General features: G+C 70.2%; 22 protein-coding genes. 15 read left to right on the plus strand and 7 right to left on the minus strand.

The window, feature by feature from the left end:
• Nucleotides 1-620: 620 nt before the first annotated feature.
• Complete coding sequence (locus tag ACTWQA_RS42775; RefSeq protein WP_443164601.1) at nucleotides 621-1,403, plus strand: DUF899 domain-containing protein; 783 nt, start codon at nucleotides 621-623, stop codon at nucleotides 1,401-1,403.
• Between the two features lie 34 nt (nucleotides 1,404-1,437).
• Here the strand turns inward: ACTWQA_RS42775 and ACTWQA_RS42780 are convergent, their stop codons facing one another.
• Both ACTWQA_RS42780 and ACTWQA_RS42785 read right to left on the minus strand, forming a co-directional pair.
• Nucleotides 1,438-2,838 carry a PepSY-associated TM helix domain-containing protein gene (locus ACTWQA_RS42780; protein WP_443164602.1) on the minus strand — a complete coding sequence of 467 codons (1,401 nt, stop codon included), beginning with the start codon at nucleotides 2,836-2,838 and terminating at the stop codon, nucleotides 1,438-1,440.
• Between the two features lie 146 nt (nucleotides 2,839-2,984).
• A complete protein-coding gene (locus ACTWQA_RS42785; RefSeq protein WP_443164603.1) occupies nucleotides 2,985-3,539 on the minus strand; it encodes a hypothetical protein in 555 nt (184 codons plus the stop codon).
• A 211-nt stretch (nucleotides 3,540-3,750) separates the two neighbouring features.
• Here ACTWQA_RS42785 and ACTWQA_RS42790 point away from each other — a divergent pair, with 211 nt between their 5' ends.
• Nucleotides 3,751-5,754: a hypothetical protein gene (locus ACTWQA_RS42790; RefSeq protein ID WP_443164604.1), complete on the plus strand. Its 2,004-nt coding sequence runs from the start codon at nucleotides 3,751-3,753 to the stop codon at nucleotides 5,752-5,754.
• On the opposite strand, the gene ACTWQA_RS42795 is transcribed toward ACTWQA_RS42790, so the two are convergent.
• Together ACTWQA_RS42795 and ACTWQA_RS42800 are read right to left on the minus strand one after the other, a co-directional pair.
• Nucleotides 5,736-7,049 (minus strand): family 43 glycosylhydrolase, encoded by a 1,314-nt coding sequence (locus ACTWQA_RS42795; RefSeq protein ID WP_443164605.1) that lies wholly within the window; start codon nucleotides 7,047-7,049, stop codon nucleotides 5,736-5,738. The two genes, ACTWQA_RS42790 and ACTWQA_RS42795, sit on opposite strands and share 19 nt — an antisense overlap.
• A gap of 173 nt (nucleotides 7,050-7,222) precedes the next feature.
• Complete coding sequence (locus ACTWQA_RS42800) at nucleotides 7,223-7,897, minus strand: hypothetical protein (RefSeq protein WP_443164606.1); 675 nt, start codon at nucleotides 7,895-7,897, stop codon at nucleotides 7,223-7,225.
• Nucleotides 7,898-8,052: 155 nt separating this feature from the next.
• Here ACTWQA_RS42800 and ACTWQA_RS42805 point away from each other — a divergent pair, with 155 nt between their 5' ends.
• From ACTWQA_RS42805 to ACTWQA_RS42815, 3 genes are all read left to right on the plus strand, one after another.
• Complete coding sequence (locus ACTWQA_RS42805) at nucleotides 8,053-9,444, plus strand: cytochrome b (RefSeq protein ID WP_443164607.1); 1,392 nt, start codon at nucleotides 8,053-8,055, stop codon at nucleotides 9,442-9,444.
• A gap of 2 nt (nucleotides 9,445-9,446) precedes the next feature.
• Nucleotides 9,447-10,544, plus strand: coding sequence for an NAD(P)/FAD-dependent oxidoreductase (locus ACTWQA_RS42810; protein WP_443164608.1), 1,098 nt, complete (start codon nucleotides 9,447-9,449; stop codon nucleotides 10,542-10,544).
• Between the two features lie 284 nt (nucleotides 10,545-10,828).
• The gene (locus ACTWQA_RS42815) at nucleotides 10,829-11,497 is read left to right on the plus strand and encodes an Atu4866 domain-containing protein (RefSeq protein ID WP_443164609.1); all 669 of its coding nucleotides are present in this window, start codon (nucleotides 10,829-10,831) and stop codon (nucleotides 11,495-11,497) included.
• 10 nt (nucleotides 11,498-11,507) lie between these two features.
• On the opposite strand, the gene ACTWQA_RS42820 is transcribed toward ACTWQA_RS42815, so the two are convergent.
• Nucleotides 11,508-11,966, minus strand: a complete 459-nt coding sequence (locus ACTWQA_RS42820) for an Lrp/AsnC family transcriptional regulator (RefSeq protein WP_443164610.1) — start codon at nucleotides 11,964-11,966, stop codon at nucleotides 11,508-11,510.
• A 112-nt stretch (nucleotides 11,967-12,078) separates the two neighbouring features.
• Here ACTWQA_RS42820 and ACTWQA_RS42825 point away from each other — a divergent pair, with 112 nt between their 5' ends.
• From ACTWQA_RS42825 to ACTWQA_RS42840, 4 genes are all read left to right on the plus strand, one after another.
• Nucleotides 12,079-12,564: a DUF2000 domain-containing protein gene (locus ACTWQA_RS42825; protein ID WP_443164611.1), complete on the plus strand. Its 486-nt coding sequence runs from the start codon at nucleotides 12,079-12,081 to the stop codon at nucleotides 12,562-12,564.
• 196 nt (nucleotides 12,565-12,760) lie between these two features.
• The gene (locus ACTWQA_RS42830) at nucleotides 12,761-13,498 is read left to right on the plus strand and encodes an SDR family oxidoreductase (RefSeq protein WP_443164612.1); all 738 of its coding nucleotides are present in this window, start codon (nucleotides 12,761-12,763) and stop codon (nucleotides 13,496-13,498) included.
• Complete coding sequence (locus ACTWQA_RS42835; RefSeq protein WP_443164613.1) at nucleotides 13,495-14,082, plus strand: PQQ-dependent sugar dehydrogenase; 588 nt, start codon at nucleotides 13,495-13,497, stop codon at nucleotides 14,080-14,082. Before ACTWQA_RS42830 ends, ACTWQA_RS42835 begins: the two co-directional genes overlap by 4 nt.
• Before the next feature lie 110 nt (nucleotides 14,083-14,192).
• Nucleotides 14,193-14,882, plus strand: coding sequence for a TetR/AcrR family transcriptional regulator (locus ACTWQA_RS42840; protein WP_327588303.1), 690 nt, complete (start codon nucleotides 14,193-14,195; stop codon nucleotides 14,880-14,882).
• A gap of 68 nt (nucleotides 14,883-14,950) precedes the next feature.
• Here ACTWQA_RS42840 and ACTWQA_RS42845 read toward each other — a convergent pair whose 3' ends face one another.
• Both ACTWQA_RS42845 and ACTWQA_RS42850 read right to left on the minus strand, forming a co-directional pair.
• Nucleotides 14,951-16,183, minus strand: coding sequence for a cytochrome P450 family protein (locus tag ACTWQA_RS42845; RefSeq protein WP_443164614.1), 1,233 nt, complete (start codon nucleotides 16,181-16,183; stop codon nucleotides 14,951-14,953).
• Nucleotides 16,180-17,448: a glycosyltransferase gene (locus ACTWQA_RS42850; RefSeq protein WP_443164615.1), complete on the minus strand. Its 1,269-nt coding sequence runs from the start codon at nucleotides 17,446-17,448 to the stop codon at nucleotides 16,180-16,182. Before ACTWQA_RS42850 ends, ACTWQA_RS42845 begins: the two co-directional genes overlap by 4 nt.
• Before the next feature lie 188 nt (nucleotides 17,449-17,636).
• Between ACTWQA_RS42850 and ACTWQA_RS42855 the strand changes: the two genes are divergently transcribed.
• From ACTWQA_RS42855 to ACTWQA_RS42880, 6 genes are all read left to right on the plus strand, one after another.
• Nucleotides 17,637-18,104 carry a GbsR/MarR family transcriptional regulator gene (locus ACTWQA_RS42855; protein ID WP_443164616.1) on the plus strand — a complete coding sequence of 156 codons (468 nt, stop codon included), beginning with the start codon at nucleotides 17,637-17,639 and terminating at the stop codon, nucleotides 18,102-18,104.
• Nucleotides 18,105-18,259: 155 nt separating this feature from the next.
• Nucleotides 18,260-19,048, plus strand: a complete 789-nt coding sequence (locus ACTWQA_RS42860; protein WP_443164617.1) for a S1C family serine protease — start codon at nucleotides 18,260-18,262, stop codon at nucleotides 19,046-19,048.
• Between the two features lie 20 nt (nucleotides 19,049-19,068).
• A complete protein-coding gene (locus ACTWQA_RS42865; RefSeq protein ID WP_443164618.1) occupies nucleotides 19,069-20,058 on the plus strand; it encodes an AAA family ATPase in 990 nt (329 codons plus the stop codon).
• A gap of 4 nt (nucleotides 20,059-20,062) precedes the next feature.
• A complete protein-coding gene (locus ACTWQA_RS42870) occupies nucleotides 20,063-20,947 on the plus strand; it encodes a DUF58 domain-containing protein (protein WP_443164619.1) in 885 nt (294 codons plus the stop codon).
• Between the two features lie 25 nt (nucleotides 20,948-20,972).
• Entirely contained in the window at nucleotides 20,973-21,923 is a 951-nt protein-coding gene (locus tag ACTWQA_RS42875) for a VWA domain-containing protein (RefSeq protein WP_443164620.1), read from the plus strand.
• Nucleotides 21,924-22,973 carry a VWA domain-containing protein gene (locus tag ACTWQA_RS42880; protein WP_443164621.1) on the plus strand — a complete coding sequence of 350 codons (1,050 nt, stop codon included), beginning with the start codon at nucleotides 21,924-21,926 and terminating at the stop codon, nucleotides 22,971-22,973.
• Nucleotides 22,974-23,010 lie beyond the last annotated feature (37 nt).

A 23,010-nucleotide genomic window follows, 5' to 3' on the forward strand; every position in this document is an offset into this window, starting at 1 on the left:
CATCGGAGTCACCAGAGGAGGACACCCCCTCAAACTACGAACACAGCCCCGCAACACCCCGACTCATCCAGAAACCGGCGCGTCTACCCCAAACCCGACACGATCAACGACGAGCCTGAATGGATACCTAGGTGGGAGCGTGGACATGGACATTGAGCAAGCCAGAAGGCTCGCCGAACGATACCTCGCTAGCTTTTCAACAGCTTTCGCTGGCTCTGTACGAAAACGTGTCTGCAGAGGACCGAGGGTGGTGTTTTGTTTTTCCGCGGAACACCGGACCGGTACATTCGGACGCGCGATGCGACCGATATCGTCGGGTCCGGGCTTTGGCCCAGTTTGCCAGCGCAGGCTCGTATCTGCGGCGCTGGTACGGCGCCCCGCAGGCGCGCTGACCCTCGAGGATCTCCTCGGATGTCTACTTCCATACGAACGACCGTGGGTTGTCGTTCCATTGAGACTGAGTGCGCGTCTGTGAACTTGTCAGCCCGACGTGGCCGATGCCAGCCGGCCGAAGGCGCCGCCTGGCGCGATGAGTTCCGGCCGGGTCGCGGGTCTGTTCTGGTGACCGTCGTAGGGCGTCGCACTACGCTGCCCGGCACCAGACACCACGGGAGGACACCATGACGACCACGCCGAATGACCCGACCACCGCGCTGCCCGGCCGGCCGCCCATCGTCGACCTGGCCACCTGGCAGGCCGCCCGTGATGAGCTTCTGGTCCGCGAGAAGGCCCACACCCGCGAGGGCGACGCGATCGCCGCGGCCCGCCGCCGGTTGCCGATGGTGGAGCTCGACGGGACGGTCGAGGTCGTCGGAGCCGACGGCCCGGTCCCGTTCCTGGACCTGTTCCAGGGCCGCGACGAGCTCGTGGTCTACAAGCACATGTGGTACGACGGCGCGCCGCACCAGGGGCAGTGCGAGGGCTGCACCACCACGGCCTGGCACCTGAAGGACGCCGTCTACCTCAACGCCCGCGGCGTCTCGTTCGCCATCCTGACCACGGGCCCGTGGGACGAGGTGGCCTCCTTCGTCGAGTTCATGGGCTACACCCAGCCCTGGTACTCGGTGCGCGACGTGGAGGCGCCGGTCGGCGGAGAAATGGGTTACCTCACCTGCTTCCTGCGCGACGGCGACCGCGTGTTCCTCACCTACTCCACGACGGGCCGTGGGAACGAGCGGGTCAACGGGTCCCTCGGCCTGCTCGACATGACGCCCTACGGCCGCGGCGAGACATGGGAGGACAACCCCGAGGGCTGGCCCGAGGGGCGCAGCCCGTCCTGGTCCTGGCGCTCGGACGCGGACGGGAACGCCACCTGGGGCCCGACCGGCCGCCCCGTGCCGCAGTGGACCCGCCCCGGCGCGACCCCCGTGGAGACCCTCGGCCGGCGCGGCCACCACCACTGACAGGCCTTCGTCGACGGCGCCTGGACGCGATCTCCTACCTGGTCCGCGGCGGGATCGCCTGGGCGCGGGAGCGCAGCCCGAGCAGGACGTCGATCACCAGGAACGCGGCCAGCGAGATGCCCATGAGCGGCAGGAACACTCCGACGGCGGCGGCGAGCAGGCCGAGCGGCACCAGTACGACCCACGGTACGTTCCGCCAGCCGCCCCGGGTGTACGGCTTGCCGAAGCCGCGGGTGGGCCGCCGTTGCCACCACATCCGGTAGCCGAGCACGATCAGGGAGATCAACCCGATGGCCAGCAGAGCGAGGAGGATCTGGTTGGCCAGGCCGAACAGCAGCCCCATGTGACCGTCGATGCCCCACCGGGCCAGCTTGGCCGCCAGCGGATAGTCGGCGAAGCGCAGCTCGGCCCGCACCTGGCCCGTGGCCGCGTCAACGGCGACCTGGTCCAGGCGGGTGGGCGCGGTCTTGTCGATCTCCTTGACGAGGTAGGGGTCGCCGGGTTCGGCAGGCCAGGTGATCTCCAGAGGGCCGGACAGCCCCTTGCCGGCGGCTACCTGAGCGACGTGGTCCACGCCGACGTCCGTCGCGGCGCCGTGATGTCCTGCGGGGGAGGCGTGGCCGCCGTGGTCACTGCCGGAGGCGCTGATCGACGGCGTAGTCCAGTTGAAGGTCGCGCGCAGCTCGTCGACGTTGGCGCCGGCGTACTTGGACCAGGTCAGACCCGTGGCGGACAGGAACAGCAGGCCGAGAACGGCCCACAGGCCGACGGAGCCGTGCCAGGACAGCGTGCATCGTGCTCCGCGTGCGGCCCGGTCGGGGACGATGAGATGGCGCCGGCTGCGGCGGCGCCGGGTGGTCCACAGCACCAGGCCGCCGAGTGCGACGACCCACAGCCAGCTCGCGGCCAGCTCGCTGTAGATCCGCCCTGGCTCGCCCAGGTGCAGATGACGGTGGAACATCGAGATCCAGGCGCGGACGGGCAGCGCTCCGGAGCTGCCGTAGCTTTCCAGCGTGCCGCGCACCTGCCCGGTGTGCGGATCGACGAAGACCGCCAGCTGCGTGCTTTCCGCCAGCCCCGGGCGGTCCAGCAGCACTCGCGTCGTCTGTCCCGGCTCGGCGGCCGGCCGCACGGCTGTGACGGTGCCTTCCGGTTGGGTGGCGCGGGCGACTGCGATCTGCTCGCTGAGGGCCAGGCGCGTCTGGCCGACGGGGGCGGTCAGCTCGTGCTGGTAGACGACCTGCTCGATCTGGAAGGAGGTGGCGTACAGCAGGCCCGTGCCGGCGGCCACGAGCAGGAAGGGGGCGATGAGGATGCCCGCGTAGAAGTGCAGCCGCAATACCAGGGGACGCAATGCGGTCCAGGACGACGGGCGTTCGGGGGAGGGCGGGTGGTCGTGCTCGGCGGCGTTGCCGACGTCGGTGGTTGAGGTCATCAGGCGTTTCTCCACGTGCAAGGCGACGCGCGCACGCGGATGGGCGCGCGTGCTTCCGACAGGGTTCGAGGTCCGCCGCAGGCTCGTCACGGCGCGCGGCGGTACGCGGGCCGTCGGCGTGACAGGCCGCGACCCGGAAGGCGGAATCAGAGAAGGGAGAAACGCAGGGGCGGGCCGCGCCGGGGGATGGCCGCGGCGCCCCAGGACTGCGGGCAGTCGACGCGCTCGTCATGGGACGGGTGGAGGGCCTGGGGGGCCAGCTCGACCAGCGTGCCGGCCAGGACCGACAGGATCCGCCACCAGCGGTGGACGGTGGTCACGGCCAGATGCAGCAGGGCGGCCAGGGCCGATTCCCCTCGCTCCAGCCACCAGGCCGACAGGAGCGCCGTCATGGCGTGGACCAGGAGCATGCCCACCGGGCTGCCGTGCTCGTGCGAGGGCGGAACCGGCGTGACCGCACCTGTGCTGAACAGGTGGTGCATGCCGTACTGCGTGGCGAAGCAGGCCGCGAGCAGGACCTCCATGCCGCGCTGGTGGCGCCCGAGCAGATAGGCGCCCGTCCAGGCCAGGGCGAGCGCAGCGAGCATCACCTCGAGGCGCACCGGTCCACCGCCGGCCAGCCCGTGCAAGGCGGCTGAGACCAGCACGCAGGCCGCCGCGAAGACCGCGGCACGCAGTGCGCGCAAGGAGGGCCGGCTCATGGGCACGCGGTCATAGTGCCATGTGATCGGGAGGGGCAGGACGAGGTTTCGGCCATTCGCGTTGATTCGCTCCGTGACGTCGACGTCGACGTCGGCGGGAATTTGGTGAACGGGCCGGACGCCAGTGCGCTCGCGTAGTCATCGACGAATTCGCGGGACACTAGCTCGAATCGCTACGGATCGAAAGCGGCGTTGCGAAGGCCGGACGGGAGTGGAAGTGACGAAGAGGTTTGAGTTCGGTGGCGGCAGTGTCCGGCTGGGGCGCGACGGCGGACCGGTGTCGTTCGAACATCCTCGGGACCCCGGCCGTGTCTATCTCCTCGACGAGGCGCTGGATGCCTGGCACGGGGCGGATCACCATTGGGGCACCGGTTTCGTCATCACGCCCAAAGGGTCCGGACGCTGGCAGGAGCCGGTCGGCGTCGACTGGCACGCTGATGGCATGACCGCGTGGCATCGGCCACGCCCGGACGTCGCGCTGGAGGTCGGCCGGCGGGTCGCCGGCGATCATTTCATCGAGTCCTATACCTGGACCAACACCGGCGAACATGCCATCCAGCTCACCGGGTTGGCGGTCAATGTCCCGGTTCGTGACGTCTATGACGGGGCAGCGACGGCGTTGGCGCGGAGCTGTCACGCGCACCTCTTTACCGGGGGCGCGTGGTCGTGGATCCTCGCCGAGCCGATGTCCGGGACGCCGCCGCTGCTCGGCGTGATCGTGCGGGAGGGGAGCCTGTGGGCGTACTCGGTGGAAAGCCGCAACAGACATACGTCATCGGATAATCGGGGACATCTGTTGGTTCATCCCACCGATCATGCCCGCAATCCGGACGCGTTCGGTGGGCAGCCGATTCTGGCTCTGGCCCCAGGAGAGAGTCACTCGTTGTCGTGGGAGCTCGGATGGTACGACAGCCGTGAGGCGTTCCTCGACGCCACCGACGCGCCTGCGACGTTAGCCGCGCTGACCGCACCCGTTGGCACCGCCCTGCACATCGACCTCGCAGCCGGAACGAGGATCCTTCCCGGCGAGGACAACGCCGTGATCGGTGGCGGCCACGGGGTCAGGCATGTCGAGTTCGAGCGCAACGGCCGGCGGAGTCGTACGGCAGTCGCCTTCCTGGCTCCGATCCGGCAGCTCGTCGAGGCGCGGATAGAACGCATTCTCGGCGAGCACCGTCCAACTGAACGCCCGGATCCCTATCGGTACGCGTTCGTGCCCGTCGACACCCGCACCGGGCTCCGCCAGACGGAGAACGGCTGGTCCGACTGGACCGACGGCGCCGAGCGCGTAGGCATGGCCGCGCTGCTCCAGCAGGCGCGGCTGCGCGGTTGGGGAGATCAGGAGGCGATCGATGACGCACTGCTTGGATTCGCGCGCTTCGCCCGGGATCGGCTCGTCCAGCCGGACGGATCCGTCCACCGGAGCAGCCGTCCCGGCCCTGAGCAGTTGCGGCTCTACAACACGCCCTGGCTGGCGCACTTCTTCCTCGGCCAGTTCGAGCTGTATGGCGACGCCACCGAATTGGACCGCGCCGCATCGCTGCTGGAGGCCAGCTATGCCCTCGGGGTGTCCGACCACCTCTCGATCGGCCACGCCGAAGCCGTCGACTCGGTCGCGCGAAGCCTGGACAGCCATGGCGACGCGGAGCGGGCCAACTCCCTGCGCAAGGCCTTGGTCGACCACGCCGGTCGCTTCGCGGACCTGGGAACGGACCTGCCGGCGCACGAGGTCACGTACGAACAGTCCATGGTCGCGCCGCTGGTGAGCTTGCTCGCGACGGCGTACGCCCTCCAGCCCGATGACCGTCTCCTGACCGCGCTGCGCACCGCGGTTCCGTGGCTGCGCGCCTTCGGCGGGCCGCAGCCGCACGTCAGGACCCGCGACATCGGCATCCGCCACTGGGACGGCTACTGGTTCGGCATCGACCGGCAATGGGGCGACACCTTCCCGCACTACTGGAGTGTCCTCACCGCAGTGGCGCTGCGCCAACTCCCCGCACCCCTGAGAACCGACGAGAGCCGGCGGGCCGCGGACGCGATCTTCGCGGCCAATCTCGTCGACTTTGGCACTGACGGTGGTGCGACCTGCGCCTTTGTCATGCCGAGCTGTGTCGACGGCCGTCCGGCCCATCGGCCTGACCCGCTCGCCAACGACCAGGACTGGGCCCTGGCTCTCCTGCTGAGGACAGCGCCCGGTCAGCTGATCTCGATGTAGTCCAGCTCGGCCCAGCGCGTCTGGTGTTGGAATCGCAGGGTGTTCCAGCCGGCGGTCAGCGTGAGCTGGGCGGGCACCTGTGTCCAGTTGTCCCAGCCGCGGTTGGGGTAGCTCAGCGCGAACTGCGTCGACCCGTTCACCGTCACCAGGTGCTGCGCGTCGCCGTACCCGGCGGCGTAGGCCACGTACGCGGTGTAGGCCCCGGCGACCGGCGCGAACACCCGGACGTCGACCCAGCTGTCCGCGTAGTCGATCTTGGCGACCACGGCACCCTGGGACGCGCCCGCCGCGCCGGTGCGGACCTCGGCATGGTTGAGCGTGCCCCGCTCGGCCTCGTAGCGGACCCGGCTGCCGCGGACCACCGGGTAGTCGTCGGCCCAGCCCAGCTCCGCGGTGTACATGTGGCGTGCGTTGCTCACCCAGCCGTGGAAGAAGACGCGGTTGCCGAGCACGTCGGTCCCACCGGGGCCTTGGACGGCCCCGTCGAAGGTGGCGGTCGTCATCAGCGGCCGGTACGCCTTGGTGTAGGGACCGGTGAGCGACGGGGACACGGCGTAGCTGGTGAAGTAGCCGTTGCCTGTGTAGGAGCCGGCCGAGTAGAAGAGCACGTAGTGGGAGGGCCGCTTGACGAGCACGGGGGCCTCGATCACCCCGGCCTCCTCGGGCCGGTCGTTGCGGATGAGCTCGGTGCGGCCGCCGACGAAGGTGACGCCGTCCGCGCCGACCTGTTGCAGCCACAGGATGGTGGGCCGGCCGACGGCGTTGCCGTCGTTCTTGTAGACCAGGTATCTCTTGCCATCGGTGTCGACGAAGCTCGACGGGTCGATGTCGCCGCCCTCGCTCGCGTTGCAGACGAGCGGTCCGTTGCCGGCGGGCTGGAAGGGGCCGAGTGGGTTCGCCGAGGTCGCGGCGCCGATGCACATGCGCCCGGTCGCGGTGCTGGGGGCGGTGAAGTACATCAGGTAGCGGCCGTCGGGGAGGCGTGAGACGTCGGGCGCCCAGAAGCCGCCGTTGCCCGCCCAGGACGGCTTGGTGGGCAGTGCGTCGCCGCGTACGGTCCACGGGCCGGTGGCGGACGGCGCGCTCGCGACCTGTATGCGCCCGGCCGAGCTGCTGGTGGAGTAGGCGTAGAAGGTGGAGCCGACCTGGATGACGTCCGGATCGGGGAAGTCGGCGCGGATGACGGCCGTCGGGGCCACGGCGGCCCCCGCGGGTCCGGCCGACGCCGCCCCGGCTGCCGGCAACCAGGCCGCGGCGGCGCTGCACACCAGGAAGAGACGGCCGAGCAGCCGCATGGGGGACCTCCGATCATCCGTAATCACGGGTATAGGCGATTACGGCGCCGCAGGGAAGGGGCACGCCGGACGGGCGCTGTTCATGCTCGGCGACACGTTCGAGGAGCCCCGCGTCGGGGGCGGATGGTGGCGCTCGCCGGTGGCTCGCTGCACCTGTCGGTGAGCCAGCCGCACTAGGCATCCTTGATGCTGCCCGAGAGACTGCGGCACATCTTGTCGGAGCTGGCCAGCCAGATGACCCTGAACTGGTAGCCCTGGGCCTCCCGGAGCACGGTGTCGGCGCAGAACGTGGCTGTCGGGGGACCCTCCGCCCGCACGCCAAAGCCAGGAATGAATTCCACCTGCTTGGCCAGCAGGCAGACCGCATCCTCCGCCAACGCCTCCACGTCGCCTCGCACCACGGCCACGACGCCCAGCGACCAGGCGTACTCGGGATCCTGGTAGACCGAGATCGCCAGATGGTCGTTCTCGTACGCGCAGTCCACGGCATCCGCCACCAGGACGACCTGCTTGGCGAAGCTCGTCAGCCCCGTGCGGAACCTGCGCAATTCCCTCTTTGCATCCATCTCCTCTTGCGGGATGGCGTCGAGCACGAGGCCGAGGAAGCCGTTCACCCCGAGGCAGGGGTTCGTGGCGATCCGCTCGACGCCCTCGAGCGAGGGCAGCAGCGAGCGGGTGATCGGCCCGGCCTTGGGGCAGAAGCCCTTCTTGGCCGGCGGTGGGTTCTTGGGCTGCGCCTGGGGCGGCTGATCGGCGCCGGCCTGATCGCCCTGGTGCTCGCACCCGGTGAGGAAGCTGAGGGACAGGATCGCGATCAACAGCCCGCTGACGGCGAAGCGACGATTCATGGGATCAAGCGTGTGATCCCGATCGCCGGGTCGTCTTGAGTAGCCCCCTACTCAAACGCGCGCAGTGACGCGAATCACCGTCACCGGCGCCTCATCGCTGTCACAAACCCCCGGCCCGATTACGTCTTGTGAGTAGGCAAGGTTAGGGGGTTCCAATGCTTTCGTTGTTGGCCAAGCGCCGCTCGTTTCAGTTCTCCCACTGGTCGTTCATGTTCGCGGAAATCGCCGTCTGGTCGTTCGTCGTTCTGGCGGTGACCGGGGCGGTGCTGATGGTGTTCTACGAGCCCAGCATGTCCCAGGTGACCTATGACGGCTCGTACGGCCCGCTGCGCGGTCTCTTCGTCAGCGAGGCCTTCGACTCGACCATGCATCTGAGCCTGGAGGTGCGCGGCGGCCTGCTCATCCGCCAGGCCCACCACTGGGCGGCGCTCATCTTCGTGGCGGCCGTCGTGCTGCAGTTGCTGCGGATGTTCCTCACCGGCGCGTTCCGCCGCCCGCGCACCGGGCAGTGGCTGATCTGGGTGACGCTGCTGGCGCTGGGCATGGCCGCGGGCGAGACCGGCAACGCCCTGCCTGACGACATGCTGTCGGGCGGGAGCCTGTGGCTGATCATGTCGGTGGTGCAGTCCATCCCCGTGGTGGGAACCTGGGCGATGTCGCTGCTGTTCGGCCCGGACTTTCCCGGCGACAGGGTCATTCCGGTCATGTACGGGGGGCACCTGCTGGTCGCGGTCGTCATGGCCGCGCTGCTGATCGGCCGTGAGCTGCTGGTGCGGCGGCACGGCCACTCCCGGTTCGTCGCTTCGCTGCCGGCGCGGCGCAGCGCACGCCCGATGATGGCGCTCGCGACGATCGGCATGCTGATCATCCTCGGGTTCGGGTTCCAGATCGCCCCGATCTGGCTGTACGGTCCCGCCAAGCCGACGCAGATCTCGGCCGGCTCGGTGCCCGACTGGTACATGGGGTTCCTCGACGGCGCCCTCCGGATCATGCCCGCGTGGGAACTCACCCTCGGGGACTACACGCTCAGCCTCGCTGTCCTCGTCCCCACCCTGGTCATCCCCGGGGTCTTCTTCACCGCCCTGGCCGCCTACCCGATGGCCGAGCGCTTCCTCCGCTCGCGACGCGGCCGCCGCGACGCGCTGGGCCGGCCCAAGACCACGAGCCGCATGGCCCGCGAGAGGCCCGCGCATGACCTGCTCGATCGGCCGCGCGAGACGCCGGTGAAGACGGCCATCGCGGCCGCGGGCGTCACGTTCTACGGCCTGCTGTGGGCGGCCGCGGCCAACGACCAGATCGCCCACCAGTTCCACCTCACCGTCGACGCAGTGACGATCTTCTTCAGGTTCGCTGTGGTCATCGGCCCTGTCATCGCCTTCGTCATCACCCGGTCGATCTGCCTCGCACTTCGGCAGACGGATCACCACGTGGCCGAGCACGGTGTGGAGACCGGGATCATCACGCGGTCCCCGGACGGCGGCTTCCACGAGCGGCTGGCGCCGGCGCAGCAAGAGCGCCGCGAGCCGGCGATCACCTCGGGGAGATGACCGTGGCATCGATCAGGCCACAGGTGGTGATCGTCGGAGCCGGGGTCGCCGGATACCAGGCGGCGCGCACCCTGTCGCGCAAGGTGGGAGACGGCGCGGAGATCGTGCTGGTCAACCCGACCGGCGTCGCGCTGTATCCGGAGCTGCTCCCGCAGGTGATGACGGGCGTCCTCAGTCCGGATCGCGTGAGCGTGCCGCTGGCCGAGACGCTGCCGGGTGTGCGGGTGGTGCTCGGCACGGTCACCCACATCGACGCCCACGCCCGCCGCGTGCTTTACGACGGCGGCGTGCTGGACTACGACCGGCTGATCGTCGCGGCGGGAGGCGTGAGCGAAGTCGCCCAGGTCTCCGCGGTCTCGGCGCACAGCGTCGGCTTCCACAACGTCGGCCAGGCCCTCCAGCTGCGCGATCACATCCACCGGCAGCTTTCCCTGGCCGCCGCGAGCGCCGATCCCTTCGAACGCGCGGCGCACTGCACGTTCGTCGTGCTCGGCGCGGGATACGCGGGCACGGCGGCGGCCTCGGCCGGGCAGTCGCTGTCCCAGGCGATCGCCTGCCGCGACCCGCGGCTGCGCGAGCAGCCGATCCGCTGGATCCTGGCCGATCCGGCCGAGTGGCTGCTGCCTGACATGCGGCACCGCCTGTCCAGGACCACGGCACGGATGCTGCGGTCGCGGGGTGTGGAGGTCCGTACGCAAACCTCGCTCGGCCAGGTCACCTCCCGGGGGTTGCGGCTCACCGACGGCGAGTTCATCCCCACCCGCACGATCGTGTGGACCTTCGGGGTACGCCCGGATCCGCTCGTGACCAACCTCGGACTGGCGGCCGAGCAGGGCAGGATCAGGGTGGACGAGCACCTCGCCGTGCCCGGCCATCCCGAGATCCACGTCTGCGGCGACGTGGCCGCCGTCCCCGACCTCGCCAGGCCCGGCAAGATCACCCCGATGAGCGGGCAGCATGCCCTGCGCCAAGGCCGGTTGGCGGGCGGCAACGTCGCGGCCTCCATCGGGTACGGCTCGCGTAGGCCGTACCAGCACAGGATCCACGACTCCATCGTGGATCTGGTCCGGACGTGGGAGCAGCCGCTGCGTGTGGCATGAATCGCCCAGATGGTCTGACGTGTCAGATGGTGCCGGCGCCTGCCCGCGAGAGCATCTCGGACGTGGGCGGCCGACTGCCCGCGCCGCCGCCTCCGAGACGTTCCCTTCACCCAGGACAAGTTGCTCTGATCAGCGGGGGCCACTCGGCCCCCGCACTCCTGGGCCAGGGAGCGCGGGGCCGATCGACGCGAGCCTGGGTGCGGCACGCGATCCATGCGGTACGTCCGCACCCGGCCCCGACCGGCGATCCCGCGGTCGGCACGGTCTCACGAGGAGCACAGCCGATGCCAGGAAGCGATGCCTCCGATGCCCTGGTGGTCCTCGACGCCACCATCCATGTCACACCGTCACAGACCGTACGCGGAGACCTGTGGGCCGAGGACGGAAGGATCACGCACGTCGGTCCGCGCGGGACGGAGTCCCCTCCGTCCGAGGCCCGCGTGATCCAGGCGGCCGGCGCGTTCGTCGTTCCGCTGCTCGTGGACAGCGCGGTGCACGCCCGTCCCGAGGGCCGGCGCGGCGTCTACGACCTGACGCCGGGCAACCCGGCGACCTTCGCCGTCACCCGAGAGCGCGTGAGCGAGTCCCGGATCGGGCAGCTGCTGGTCATCCGGCCGCCCGACCTGCTCGCCGTCGTCGTGTCAGGACACCTCGAGGCGTGGCGGGGCGAACCCACCCGTCCGGCCGGGACCGCCGTCCCCGGTGATGAGCTCCAGAGATGGCACGGTGTCTGGGTTGACGAGTCAAGGGCGCTCGAGCAGCACCTGCTCCCCGACGGCCGGTACACCGAGACGCGCAACGGCCGGGCTGATGCTTACACAGGCAGATTCTGGGTCCACGACGACCGCATCACCTACCTCGACGACACCGGGTTCTGGGCCTTCGGGGAACTGCTCGACGGAGTGCTTCATCACGCCGGGTTCGTCATGCGCAAGCGACCGATCGCCGGCTGACGGGGCTCTATCAGGGGGTGGCGGGGGCGATCTGGTTGTTGCGGATGTGTTCGTAGACGATGGAGGTGCGGACGTCGGCGACTTCGGGGCGTTCGGTGAGCTTGTCGATGACGAAGGCGTACAGGCTGGCGTTGTCGGGGACGGCGACGTGCACGATGAAGTCCTCGGACCCGGTGGTCACGTAGAGGCCGAGTGTGTCGGGCAGCCGGCTGACCCAGTTGCGGAAGCCTTCGATGTTGCGTCGCGACGGCGGGCGCACCCGGATGGCGATGAGGGCCTGGACCGGGCGTCCGATCGCGGCCAGGTCGACATCCAGGATCGTGCCGCGGATGATCTGTCGCTGGCGCAGGGCGCGGGTGCGGTCGAGCGCTGTGGTCGGGGAGACGCCCACGGCCGCGGCGAGGTCGCGGTTGGTCTTCCGTGCATCTGACTGCAGTTCCCGCAGGATCGCCTTATCAAGTTCGTCCATGACCGCTAAAACCCCACTCTCTCCGATACATATACGGATCACTTGCCTGTCGATCGCATGGATGAATACTCTATCGCATCGATTCCGTATGAACGATTAGAGGATGGTCATCATGTCCGATGCGGACAGCGCCGCGGGAGTTGTCGGTTTCGCGCCCGGGGAGATCGACCCCACCGCCCCGACCCGGGCAGCACGCCTGAAGTGGGTGGTCATCGTCAACGACGGCCTGCCCGCGGGCCGTGCCGTCAACGCGGCCGTCTGTGTGGCGGCCGCGACCTCCGACGCGGTCGCCGGACTCCTGGGGGACGACGCGATCGACGCCGACAGGCACGCACACCCGGGGCTGCCCTGGGCGGGCTGCTCGATCCTGGTCGCCGATGCGGCCGCGTTGCGTACGATCCGGGCCAAGGCGGCCGCCGCCGACGGCTGTTTCGTGGCCGACATGCCCGCCGCGGCGCAACACACCCGCGTCTACGCCGACTATCTCGCCACCGTGAAAGAGACCCGAGCCGAGGACATCGACTACTACGCCGTCAGCATCGTCGGGCCCCGCAACCGCGTCGACAAGATCGTGGGCCGGCTGCCCCTGATGCCCTGATCGCGGTAGCGCAAGTAACACTGCTCTGATAGCAGCTTGACACATCGCCTTTATCCAATACATTGGTATCGGCGCTACCGTGATGTGAAGGAGCAGCACTGATGTCTGTCGTCCTCATGACCGGAGCCGCCACCGTGCGCCGAGCTGCTCACCCCGGCGCGTTTCTGACCTACTGAAACCAGAGAAGGAGAACACGGTGCCCTCCAACCAGAACCGGGTTGCCGTCGTGACCGGAGGATCCCGCGGGATCGGCCGCGCCGTCGCGCTGAGGCTCGCCGCCGACGGCCAGGACGTGGTCGTCGCCTACGCCGGTAACGAGACCGAGGCGAAATCCACGGTCGCGGCGATCGAGGAGACAGGCGGCCGGGCCGTAGCCGTCCAGGCGGACGTGGCCGACGAGAACGCGGTCACGACCCTGTTCGACACCGCCGAGCAGTCGTTCGGCGGCGTGGACGTTGTCGTGAACGCCGCCGGCATCATGATCCTCAAGCCGGTCGCCCAGCTGGACCTCGACGAGTTCGACCGCATGCACCGCACCAACGTCCGCGGCACCTTCGTCGTCGCCCGCGAAGCGGTCGGCCGGCTGCGTGAAGGCGGCGCGATCATCAACTTTTCCACCTCGATCACCCGGCTCAATCTGCCCAGCTACGCCGCGTACGCCGCGAGCAAGGCGGCCGTGGAGGCCCTCGGCCCGATCCTGGCCAAGGAACTGCGCGGCCGGGACATCACCGTCAACGCCGTAGCGCCTGGGCCCACGGCGACCGCGTTGTTCCTCGAGGGCAAGAGCGACGACCTCATCCAGAGCATCGCCAAGCAGAACCCGATGGAACGGCTCGGCCACCCGGACGACATCGCCCAAGTGGTGTCCCTGCTCGCCGGCGACGGCCGGTGGATCAACGGGCAGACCATCTTCGTCAACGGCGGCGCCGCGTGACGAACCGCAGGTCGGGCGACAAGGACCTGGTCGAAGGAGGCGAAGCCATGTCACCTCGACCCTTTCGACGCGCCGCGACGGGCGTGAGCCTGATCGCCGCGCTCGCCCTGACAGCCTGCTCGACCTTTCAAGAGCCGATCACCAACGCCGGCAACGTGCAGCCGGGCGCCACGCGCAATGGCGGCCAAGTCGCGACGCTCGGCGTACCCACCGAGATCGTCAGCGGCCTCAAGGCACCGTGGGGGCTGACGTTCCTCCCTGACGGGTCCGCGCTGGTGTCGCAGCGGATCACCGGTGACCTCGTCCGAGTCCCGGCCGGCGGCGGCACGCCGCAGACAGTCGGCGCGGTGCCCGGTGTGGTGGCCAGCTCCGAGGGCGGCCTGCTCGGCATCGTCGCCTCACGCGACTTCGCCACCGATCGCACGGTCTACGCCTATGTGTCCGGGGCGCAGGAAAACGCCATCGTCGCCCTGCGCATCGCCGACGATTTCCGATCGCCACCTGGGGCGGAACCGACGCGCGTCCCGGTGACGACCGCATCCTGCGCGTCGACGTGCAACCCCGTTGAGCGCGCGCACAGCTAGTGGTGCCAGCCGGTGACGAATCATCCTCACCCGTACGACACGCCACGAATCTCGGCGACGGTCCGTGGTTCGCCGACATGAGGAGGACGCGGCCGATGTACATTACGGCTATGCCCGCCAAGGCCCCCCGCGAACGCATCATCGAGGCCACGGCGACGCTCCTCTCCGAAGGCGGCCGCGATGCCGTCTCCACGCGCACCGTCTGCGCAGCAGCCCGAGTGCAAGCACCAGCGATCTACCGGCTGTTCGGTGACATGCAAGGCCTGCTCGACGCCGCCGGCAGTTTCGGCCTCGCCACTTACCTGGCCCAAAAGGCCGCGCTCGAGGACACCGACGATCCCGTCGAGGATCTCCGCGTCGGATGGGATCTCCACGTCGAGTTCGGCCTCGCGCAGCCGGCCTTCTACACCCTCATCTTCGGCGACGTACGCCCCGGCCACGAATCCCCGGCAGCGGAACAATCCGCCGCCATCCTCGCGCACAAGGTCAACCGCGTCGCCCAGGCCGGCCGGCTTCGCGTCACCGAAGAACGCGCCGCTCAGCTCATCCACTCCACCGGCAAAGGTGTGACGCTCACGCTCATCGCCACACCACCGGAGAAGCGCGACATGACGTTGTCGACGATGGCCCGCGAGTCGATCCTGGCCACCATCACCACCGACCCCGTCACCGCGGCCACCTCCACCGGTCTGCTCAACGCCGCGGTCTCGCTCCAAGCTCACCTCGACGAGGCCACCATCCTCACGGACGGGGAACGCACGTTGCTCGGCGAATGGCTGAGCCGCATCGGCAAGAACTGAGGCGATGCTGTCATTCGACAGCGGCATCGGCCGTTTCTTGGCCGGGTCGAGGAGCGCCCTGGCGGTGTTCATGGACGCACAGGCAGAGCGGTCAGGGCGCGCATCAGGCCGGGCTTCCAGACGATCTGCTCGGCGGGCACCGCCAGCCGCAGCCCGGGCAGCCGCAGGAGCAACGTATGCACAGCGATCTGGGCCTCGGCGCGGGCGAGTGCGGCGCCCAGACAGTAGTGGATGCCGTGCCCGAAGCCCAGATGGGCGTTGTCGCCGCGGTCGAGCCGCAGGTTACCGGGGTCGCCGAAGCGACGCGGGTCGCGGTTGGCCAGGGCGTTGACCACCTGAACGGCTTCCCCGGCGGGGATGGTGACGTCACCGATGCGGGTGGGTTCGAGGGTGAAGCGTAGCGGGGCGATCTCGGCCGGGCCGCTGTGGCGCAGCAGTTCCTCGACCGCGACGGCCATCGCGTCCGCGTCGCCGCGCAGCCGGTCGGCCTGGTCGGGATGGGTGAGCAGGAGAAGAACACCATGGCTGATCAGGCTGACGGTGGTCTCGTGCCCGGCCATGAGGATGCTGATCGCGACCGAGGTCAGCTCTTGTTTGCTGAGCCGGTCGCCGTCGTTTTCCTGCGTGCGGACCAGCGCGGACAGCAGGTCGTCGCCGCCGTCGCCGCGCTTGGCCTCGATCAGCTCGGACATGTACGCCACCAGGGCCCTGGCGCCTGCCGCCATCGCCTCCAGATCGCCGGCGGTCATGGCCTCGCCCCAGGCACGCCAGGTGCCGCGGTCGGCCTGGGGCACGCCGAGAAGCTCGCAGATGACCTGGACGGGCAGCGGGTAGGCGAAACGTTCGATCAGGTCGATCTCGTCGTGCCCGCTGAAGTCGTACCCGGTGAAGTCGTGCCTGGTGAAGCCGTCGATGAGCTCGTCGACGATCTGCTGGATGCGCGGGCGGAGCCGCTCCACCCGGCGGGCGGTGAACTCGCGCGAGACGAGCCTGCGCAGCCGCGTGTGGTCCGGCGGGTCGTAGGCGCCCATGGTGCGCGTCAGGTACGGCCGCACGTCCTCGGGTATCCCGGCGACGGCCGCCACGTTCAGCTTGGTCTGGCGGGCCATGTCGCTGCTGAGCCGGGGGTCGGTCAGCACGGCGAGGCTCTCGTCGTATCCGGTGACCAGCCAGATCGGCGTGCCGTCCAGGTAGCGGCCCCGGGTGACGGGGCCGTGCTCGGCGAGGCCGGCCAGGAAGGCGTCGCGGTCGGGGGCGGCGAACAGTTCGGCGAGGTCGGCGTTCACGTGGTCGGTGGTCATGCGAGGGTCTCCAGGATTCTGACTGCGGTGTGGACGCCGTTCTCGGCGCGGATCCGTGCGCCGAGGTTGTCGGCGCGTTCGGCCATGCCCTGGTCGGTGGCGGCGGCCGTGATGGCGGCGGCCAGGCTGTGCGGGGTGAGCCCGCGTTGCGACTGGGGTGCCGGGGCGACGCCCGCCGCGTGCATCCGCGAGGCCCAGAACGGCTGGTCGGCGACGAACAGGCAGATCACCTGCGGGCGTCCGGAGGCCAGGGCGGCGCCGGTGGTGCCGCTGCCGCCGTGGTGCACGATCGCGGCCATGCGCGGGAACAGCCAGTCATGGGGCGCCTGGTCCAGCAGGAGCATGGTGTCGGGCAGGTCGTCGAGGTGGATACCGCCCCAGCCGGAGACCAGGACCGCGCGGACCCCGGCCAGCTTGACGGCCTCGGCGACGATCCGGCCGACGCGGCGCGGGTCGGTGCCCGCCATGCTGCCGAAGCCGATGTAGACCGGCGGCTCTCCGGCCCGAAGGAAGGCGCTCAACTCCGCCGGCGGCGTCCACCCCGGGGCGGCGGGCAGGTACCAGAACCCGGTGGTGTGCACCCAGGACGGATAGTCGAGCCGTGGCGGCAGCACGTGCGTACTGAAGGCCTGCAGCACGGTGACCGGGCTGCCGTCAGGGGTGCGCAGCACGTCGTGCCGTCCCCGCCGCCGGGGCAGGTGCAAGGTCTCGCGCCGGAACCGGTCGGCGACGCCGGCGACGGAGGTCCGCAACAGCAGCCTGGTGGGCAGGTACGAGGCCCGGTTCAGCGCCCGGGGTACGGTGACGCCGGCCAGCATCGGGTTGGGGAACGTGCCGGTCGGCACCCACACCGGCTGCATCGCGGCCGGCACGGCGGGCACGCCCAGGCGCTCGGCGATGTGGTGGCAGGGAAAGCCGGGCGGGTGCACGATCACATCCGCGCCGCCGTCGGCTGCGGCGGCCATGTCGGCCATCACCTGGACCATCAGCGGCTTGGTGCGTTTGATGACGGTGAGCGCGGCCTTCTTGCCGCGCAGGCCCCGGTAGTTGGTCTCGACCGCCTCCCGAATGTCCGGGTTGTTGATGAGCCGGTTCGGGCCGTCGTCCAGCGCCGCGAACGGCTGGCCGTACGGTTCGGCCAGGGACGCGGGAGCGGCCGGGGCACCCAGCACCGCCTCATGTCCGGCCTGACGCAGGGCGTGGGCAAGCGCGGCGTAGGGTTGCACGTCGCCGCGGGTGCCGTGGGTGAGGATGAGGACCTTCATCGGCGTTTCCTGTCTGCAGGCGGGCCGGCGGCCGCACCTGCTCATCGACATTCGTGGATCTTGCTCGCCGACCAGGCTTCCCGGCACACCGTCGACCCGCCACAGGCCGATTCCCTCCAACATAGCGAAATTTCGGAAATTTCTGAAGACTCACAGCGGTTCGCTATCCTGCTGCATGGAGGTGGCGTGTGAGCGACAAGCAGGAGCAGTGGCTGGCGGCCGAACGGCTGGCCTTGGCGCTGACCGAGGGCGGGATGCAGCGCATGTCCGCGCGGACGCTCGCGGTGTTCCTGTTCACCGACACCGAGACGGTCACTATGGGCCAGATCGCCGAGCGGCTCGGCGCGAGCGCGGGCTCGGTCTCCGGCGCGGTCAAGACGCTGCTGTCGGTCGGGCTGATCGAACGCCTGCCCGCTCCCGGCAGCCGGCGTGAGCACTATCGGCTGCGCGACGACGCCTGGCCTCGGCTGTTTTCCACGCAGAACACCGTCGTCCAGGTCATGTTGCAAGCCGCAGACACCGGTATCGCGACCACCGAGCCGGGCGATCCGGCCCATCAGCGGCTGGCGCGGATGCGGGACTTCTACCAGTTCCTGCTGGGCGAGCTGCCGTCGCTGCTGCAGCGCTGGCACCAGCGACAACTGCCGCGTCCCTGATCGAACGCGGCGCGCCGGGGATGGGCTGCTCCACCAGCCGAGGGCGTCGCCGTCCTCGTCCCCATGCTGCGCGCGTTGGACGGTAAGACCCGTTCTCATGGAGTTCTTAGACGGACTTTATGGCAGTTTTCGCTGAGGTTTATGACGATGGGGCGATGGAGCGCGTGCCGCAGGAGGCTGGTGCGGCCGAGGCTCAGGGAGCCGTGGCCGGGAGGGCTCGGCGGTTCGTCGTCGGGGGTGGCGCACTTGTCGTTGTGGCGGTGCTGGCGTACTGGCTGGGAAGCAGCGGTGGGAACGGCGAAGCGGCCGCGCCCCGTCCGAGCGCGACGCCGACGCCCAGTGCGACGCTCGCGGTGTCCGAGGTCTTCAAGAGGGTCGGGCCGTCGGTGGCGGTCATCCAGGCCGGGAAGTCGCTCGGCACCGGGGTGATCGCGGCTGAGGACGGGACGATTCTGACGGCGCACCACGTCGTCAAAGGAACCAAGGACGTCACCGTGACGTTCGCTGACGGCACCAAGACGAAGGCCGTTGTCATGTCGGCGAATCCCAAGCGTGACGTCGCGACCCTCAAGCCCGCGGAGCTGCCGGAGATCATCGTCCCGGCGACGCTCGGCGGCGGGGTGGCCGTGGGTGCGCCCGTGGTGGCGATCGGCAATCCGCTGGGCCTGACCTACAGCGTCTCCACCGGTGTTGTGTCGGGCCTGAACCGGAGGGCCGAGGACGGCGACCTGAGCGGGCTCATCCAGTTCGACGCCTCCGTCAACCCGGGCAGCTCCGGCGGGCCCCTCCTGGACGCTCGCGGCCTGGTCATCGGCATCGTCGTCTCGATCGCCGACCCGGGAGGCGACGAGGCGTTCGCCGGCATCGCGTTCGCCGTGCCGATCGGCGTGGCCCTGGGTGGTGGCGAAGGCGACGGCCCGCCGGGCGACGGGCCCCTGATTTGACCGACGAGAAGGAACACCATATGACCTCGACCAAGTCCCCCGAGTCGGCTCATCCGCTCGAACATGTGCTGTTCGAGGTCAAACGTACGATCGTCGGGCAGGACGTCCTGCTGGAGCGCATGGCCGTCGCGCTGATCGCCGACGGCCACCTGCTCGTCGAGGGCGTGCCGGGCCTGGCCAAGACGCTCGCGGTGCGGTCACTGGCCGCCGCGATCGCCGGGAGTTTCCAGCGCGTCCAATTCACCCCCGACCTGGTGCCCGCCGACCTCGTGGGCACGCGGGTCTACCACCAGCACTCCGGCGAGTTCAAAACCGAGCTCGGCCCGGTGTTCGCGAACCTGCTGCTGGCCGACGAGATCAACCGCGCCCCCGCCAAGGTGCAGAGCGCCCTGCTGGAAGTGATGCAGGAGCATCAGGTGACGATCGGCCGTGAGACGTTCCGGGTGCCCGAGCCGTTCCTCGTCATGGCGACGGAGAACCCGATCGAGTCGGAGGGCACCTACCCGCTGCCGGAAGCGCAGGTCGACCGATTCATGATGAAGGTGGTCGTCGACTATCCGACGCAGGCCGAAGAGCAGGCGATCGTCGACCGGGCGCTGCGTCCGCCGGAGTCGCCGCAGCCGATGGTGACGGCCGCGGAGCTGATCGCGATGCGGGCCCGCGCTCAGGAGGTGTACGTCGATCCGGCCATCGTCGACTACGCGGTGCGGCTGGTCGCCGTGACGCGTTCCCCCGCGACGGCCGGGCTCGGCGAGCTGGAACGGTACGTCACCTACGGGGCGAGCCCGCGGGCGTCCATCGCGCTCGTCACGGGCGCCCGGGCGCTGGCGTTCCTGCGCGGCCGCGACTACGTCCTGCCGCACGACCTGTCCGAGCTCGCGCTCGACGTGCTGCGCCACCGCCTCGTGCTGTCGTACGAGGCCCTCGCGGACGACATCGACGCCGACACGATCATCACCAGGGTGCTCGGCGCTGTCCGGGCGCCCGACGTCGTCCTGCAGAACCGCTGAGCCCATGGCCACCGCCCCCGAGAGGCTCCTGCTCCGCCTGGAGTGGAAGGTCGTCCGCAGGCTCGACGGCCGGCTCCAGGGCGCCCACCGCACCGCGCACCGCGGCTCAGGGATCGACTTCACCGGGTTGCGCGCCTACGCCGACGGCGACGACGCCCGGCACATCGACTGGAACGTGACCGCACGGCTGGACGAGCCGCACCTGCGTGTGTTCACCGAGGACCGCGAGCTGACGGTGTGGCTCGTGCTCGACCGGTCGGCGTCGATGGCGGCCGGCCAGCCCGGGCGCGGCAAGCACGACGTGCTCGCTGAACTCGCGCTCGTCCTCGCCCGGCTGTTCGGCCGGGGCGGCAACCGCGTCGGCGCCCTGCTGTTCGACACCGGGATGCTGCGCGTCGTGCCGCCCGGCACCTCCCGGCGGCACGCGCTGCGGATCGGCGCCGAGCTGGAACGCACGTCCGCGGCAGACGGCGGCGCGACCACCGACCTGGCGGAGATGCTCGATGCGGCCGGACGGCTGGCGCGCCGCCGCGCGCTCATCGTCGTGCTGTCGGACTTCATCGGCGACGGCGACTGGGAGCGCTCGCTTCAGCGCCTGGCCCGGCGGCACGAGGTCGTCGTCCTGCGGATCGTGGACACCGCCGACGACGTGCTGCCCGAAGCCGGGCTGATCGTGGTCGAGGATGCCGAGACCGGCGAGCAGCTCGTCGTCGACTCCGCCGACCCGTTGTTGCGGGTCCGCTTCCGCGAGGCCGTCGACGCCCGCGACGCCCGGCTCACGGCGGGCATGCGCCGGGCCGGGGTGCCCGTCCACCGCATCGACACCGACCGCGACCTGGCCGAGGCGCTCGTCGAGGTCGTCGCCCGAACCCGGGACCGGTCGCCGTGAGCGAGCTCATCTCATGGGAGGCCTCATGACCCTGTCCTCCCCGCTGCTGCTGGCCGTCGGACTGCTCGTCACGGCGGCGCTCGCCTGGGCCGCCGTCGTCTCGGCACGCCGGCGGACGGCAGCGCTCGCCGCGGCCGGCGTCATGGTGCCGGGCGGGCGCCGGGTGTACCTCGGAGTCGGCCTGACGATCGCCGGCGTCGGGATACTCGGGATCGCCACCGCCGGACCGACGGCCATGGTGCCGGTCCCGCGGACGGAGGGCACGGTCATCCTCGCCATCGACGTCTCCAACAGCATGGGCGCCGACGACGTAGCGCCCACCCGGCTGGCGGCCGCACAGCGGGCGGCCCGCGCGTTCGTGGCGGCGCAGCCTGACAGCGTCGACATCGGAGTCGTTGCGTTCGAACGCGGCGCGCTCACCACCGCACGGCCCGACGCCGACCACTCCATCGCGCTCAAGGCCATCGACCGGCTGAAGATCGCCGGCGGCACCTCGCTGGAAACGGCCATCACGGGGTCGCTGTCGGCGATCATCGGCAAGCAGGTGGCCATCGGCCGCGACGGCACCGCGCCCGACATCGGCTACTGGCCGTCGGCGACGGTCGTGATGTTCTCCGACGGGCAGAACCGGGGCCCCGACGTCGAACGTGCCGCCACCGTGGCCCAGCAGGCAGGCGTCCATATCCACACCGTCGGCGTCGGCACCACGGCCGGGGCGACGGTGCAGGTCGACGGCTTCCACCTGCAGACGTCGCTCGAGGAGGACGCCCTCACCGTGATCGCGGAGACCACCGGCGGCGCCTACCACCCAGCTTCCGACGCCGCGCGGCTCAACGGGATCGCCGACACGATCGACCTGCGGCTCACCGTCTCCGACGAGCCGCTGCCCCTCGCCGGCGGGCTGATCTGGCTCGCCCTCGCGCTGCTCACCGGGGGAGCGGCGCTCACCGTGCTTCGGTCTGGACGGGTGATCTGAATGTCGTTCTCATGGCCGTGGGCGCTGCTGACCGTCCTGATCATCCCGCTGATCTTCGCCATCCGCTGGTGGGCGCGACGCCGCCGCCGGCGGGCCGCCGTGCGCGTCACCTCGATCGCGCTCGTACGCAGCGCCCTGCCCGGCCGTACGCGCTGGACGCGGAAGATCCCCGCGGCGCTGTTCGTAGCCGGGCTCGCGCTGCTCGCGGTCGGCGCCGCGCGGCCACAGGCGTCAGTACCGGTGCCGCAGACGTCGGCGACGATCCTGCTCGCGCTCGACACCTCCGGCTCCATGTGCTCCACGGACGTCGACCCCAACCGCATCACCGCCGCGACGAAGGCCGCCACGGACTTCATCGAGTCGCAGCGCGGCGGGCCGCGCATCGGCCTGGTCACCTTCGCGGGCAACGCAGGCCTGCTCGTCCCTCCCACCGACGACACCGACGCGTTGATCGCGGCGCTGGACAACCTCACCACGTACCGCGGTACCGCGATCGGGCAGGCCATACTCACCTCGATCGACGCGATCGCGGACGTCGACCCGTCGGTCGCCCCCACCGGCGCGAAACCCACCAGCAGTGGCGAAGGGTACGCCGGTGCCGCGATCGTCGTGCTCACCGACGGCGCCAACACCCAGGGCGTCGCCCCCCAGACCGCCGCCCTGGAGGCGGCCCTGCGCCGCGTGCGCGTCTTTCCCATCGGCTTCGGCACCACGAGCCCGGCCCCGATGGTCTGCGGCAACTCCCAGTTCGACGGCGGCTTCGGCGGCTGGGGCGGCGGCCGCGGCGGATTCGACAGGGGCAGCCGCAATATCCGCATGATCGACGAGCCCGCGCTCAAGCAGATCGCCCAGACCACCGGCGGCTCCTACCACCGCGCTGAAAACGCCGGCCAGCTCCAAAGCGCCCTCGACGCCCTCCCCGGCAGCTTCACCGTCATCCGTCAACGGGTCGACACAGCCGCCGCCTTCGCCGCCGGCGGCGCCATCCTCATCACCGGAGCCCTGTCGCTCTCCCTCTGGTGGAACCGCCCCCGAACCCCGGCCCGCTGACGGTACGCCGATGTTCGCCTGCGCGAGGCATCCGTCA

This window comes from Nonomuraea sp. 10N515B (genome assembly GCF_052245915.1).
GTDB lineage: Bacteria > Actinomycetota > Actinomycetes > Streptosporangiales > Streptosporangiaceae > Nonomuraea.

Coding starts and splice junctions, on each gene's coding strand:
- ACTWQA_RS42775 (WP_443164601.1), top strand. CDS start 621: ATGACGACCACGCCGAATGACCCGACCACCGCGCTGCCCGGCCGGCCG.
- ACTWQA_RS42780 (WP_443164602.1), bottom strand. CDS start 2,838: ATGACCTCAACCACCGACGTCGGCAACGCCGCCGAGCACGACCACCCG.
- ACTWQA_RS42785 (WP_443164603.1), bottom strand. CDS start 3,539: ATGAGCCGGCCCTCCTTGCGCGCACTGCGTGCCGCGGTCTTCGCGGCG.
- ACTWQA_RS42795 (WP_443164605.1), bottom strand. CDS start 7,049: ATGCGGCTGCTCGGCCGTCTCTTCCTGGTGTGCAGCGCCGCCGCGGCC.
- ACTWQA_RS42800 (WP_443164606.1), bottom strand. CDS start 7,897: ATGAATCGTCGCTTCGCCGTCAGCGGGCTGTTGATCGCGATCCTGTCC.
- ACTWQA_RS42805 (WP_443164607.1), top strand. CDS start 8,053: ATGCTTTCGTTGTTGGCCAAGCGCCGCTCGTTTCAGTTCTCCCACTGG.
- ACTWQA_RS42815 (WP_443164609.1), top strand. CDS start 10,829: ATGCCAGGAAGCGATGCCTCCGATGCCCTGGTGGTCCTCGACGCCACC.
- ACTWQA_RS42820 (WP_443164610.1), bottom strand. CDS start 11,966: ATGGACGAACTTGATAAGGCGATCCTGCGGGAACTGCAGTCAGATGCA.
- ACTWQA_RS42825 (WP_443164611.1), top strand. CDS start 12,079: ATGTCCGATGCGGACAGCGCCGCGGGAGTTGTCGGTTTCGCGCCCGGG.
- ACTWQA_RS42840 (WP_327588303.1), top strand. CDS start 14,193: ATGCCCGCCAAGGCCCCCCGCGAACGCATCATCGAGGCCACGGCGACG.
- ACTWQA_RS42845 (WP_443164614.1), bottom strand. CDS start 16,183: ATGACCACCGACCACGTGAACGCCGACCTCGCCGAACTGTTCGCCGCC.
- ACTWQA_RS42850 (WP_443164615.1), bottom strand. CDS start 17,448: ATGAAGGTCCTCATCCTCACCCACGGCACCCGCGGCGACGTGCAACCC.
- ACTWQA_RS42860 (WP_443164617.1), top strand. CDS start 18,260: ATGGAGCGCGTGCCGCAGGAGGCTGGTGCGGCCGAGGCTCAGGGAGCC.
- ACTWQA_RS42865 (WP_443164618.1), top strand. CDS start 19,069: ATGACCTCGACCAAGTCCCCCGAGTCGGCTCATCCGCTCGAACATGTG.
- ACTWQA_RS42870 (WP_443164619.1), top strand. CDS start 20,063: ATGGCCACCGCCCCCGAGAGGCTCCTGCTCCGCCTGGAGTGGAAGGTC.
- ACTWQA_RS42875 (WP_443164620.1), top strand. CDS start 20,973: ATGACCCTGTCCTCCCCGCTGCTGCTGGCCGTCGGACTGCTCGTCACG.
- ACTWQA_RS42880 (WP_443164621.1), top strand. CDS start 21,924: ATGTCGTTCTCATGGCCGTGGGCGCTGCTGACCGTCCTGATCATCCCG.